The organism is Microbacterium sp. Bi128 (assembly GCF_918698205.1).
This window is the reverse complement of record NZ_CAKKMM010001635.1, coordinates 1-1,055: the sequence shown is the minus strand read 5'-3', so window position 1 is coordinate 1,055 and position 1,055 is coordinate 1. Positions and strand designations below refer to the sequence as shown.

Below are 1,055 nucleotides of genomic sequence, written 5' to 3'. Positions count from 1 at the left end.
GTCTCCGCCGGGCGCCCCGGGGCCGAGGGTGGCGTCGTGAAGATCATCGGCGCGGATCCCGCCGGCTCGGTGTACTCCGGCGGCACGGGCCGCCCGTACTTTGTCGAGGGCGTCGGGGAGGACATGTGGCCGGCCAACTACGACAAGTCGGTCCCGGACGACGTCATTGCCGTCAGCGACGCCGACTCCTTCGCGATGACGCGCCGGCTGGCGCGCGAGGAAGGCCTGCTGGTGGGCGGCTCCTCGGGCATGGCCGTCGTGGCCGCCATGGAAGTCGCCAAGGACCTCCCGGCCGACGCCGTCGTCGTGGTCATCCTGCCGGACTCCGGCCGCGGCTACCTGGCCAAGATCTTCAACGACCAGTGGATGCGTTCCTACGGCTTCCTGGCCGGCGGGGACGAGGCGTCGGTGGGCGAGATCCTCAAGGCCAAGACCGGTGAACTCCCGGACCTCGTGCACATCCACCCGAACGAGTCCGTCCGCGACGTCATCAACATCATGAACGAGTACGGCGTCTCGCACATCCCCGTCCTGCCCCAGGAACCGCCAGTCGTCATGGGCGAGGTGCTGGGCGCCGTGGACGAACGCACCCTCACGGCCAAGCTCTTCCGCGGCGAGGCCAAGCTCTCGGACAAGATTTCCGAACACATGGAGGCCCGGCTCCCCGTGATCGGTTCGCTCGAATCGATCTCGACCGCCCGCGAACTCCTCTCCGACGCCGACACCCTCATGGTGACGTTTGTCGGCGCCCCGGTGGGGATCCTGACCCGCCACGACCTCCTCGCGTACCTCAGCAACTGACCAGTTCAAGGAGTCCCATGTCTGTGCCTGAAAGCCCGTCCTCGAAAAACCAGGGTTTCAACACCCGCGCCATCCACGCCGGCCAGGCGTTTGAGCCCCGCACCGGGGCGGTGGTGCCCCCCGTGCACTTCTCCTCGACCTATGCCCAGGACGGCATCGGCGGGCTGCGGGCCGGTTACGAATACGGCCGGGGCACCAACCCCACCCGTGACTCGCTGCAGGAGCAGCTGGCGGCCCTGGAAGGCGGGAGCGCC

The 1,055-nt window shown here is 68.5% G+C and carries 2 protein-coding genes; both read left to right on the top strand.

What is annotated here, in order from left to right; all coding sequences use genetic code 11:
- On the top strand, window positions 1-801 hold an 801-nt coding region (locus tag LQV45_RS35120), incomplete at its 5' end, for a pyridoxal-phosphate dependent enzyme (protein ID WP_230012633.1).
- 17 nt (window positions 802-818) lie between these two features.
- Window positions 819-1,055 (top strand): PLP-dependent transferase (locus LQV45_RS35115; RefSeq protein WP_230012631.1); only part of this gene is annotated, 237 nt, incomplete at its 3' end.